This is a genomic window from Aeromonas sp. Prich7-2, from assembly GCF_017939255.1.
GTDB classification, from domain to species: Bacteria; Pseudomonadota; Gammaproteobacteria; order Enterobacterales; family Aeromonadaceae; genus Aeromonas; species Aeromonas caviae.
In genome coordinates, this window is the sequence record NZ_JAGKRI010000263.1 from 1 (window position 1) to 437 (window position 437).

Annotated in this window: 1 pseudogene; it reads right to left on the minus strand. The window is 54.7% G+C overall.

Going from position 1 to position 437, the window contains the following annotated elements:
- Nucleotides 1-396: pseudogene (locus J9892_RS21550) on the minus strand (IS5 family transposase); the annotation flags it as partial.
- Nucleotides 397-437 lie beyond the last annotated feature (41 nt).

Consider the following 437-nt stretch of genomic DNA (forward strand, 5'->3'; position numbering starts at 1 on the left):
TGCCGAAACCTCCCCGCGAACGGCCAAGGGCTTGATTCATTGAGGTGTTTTTTTACGTGCACCGGCAGCATCTTTGGATGCTCTGACATTGGAGCCGTCCAGGCACCACAGGTCGAAATCGATGAGCCCTTCTTCATTGAGCTTGAGTTGCAGCGCTTCCAGAATGGCATCAATCCGGCCTGCATCCTGCCAACGCCGGAAGGTGTTGTAGACCGAATTCCATGGTCCGAAACGTTCTGGAAGGTCTCGCCAAGGAGCTCCGGTGTGGAGTATCCAGAGAATGCCATCGAGCACTTGGCGCGGTTCACGGGTAGGGCGCCCGATCAGGCTTCGAGAAGGAAACTGGGGCTCGATAAGCCCCCATTGTGCATCAGTCAGCTGATAACGGCGGGACACGGAATGGATCTTAAGCTGTTGAGAAGATGTGAGATTATATC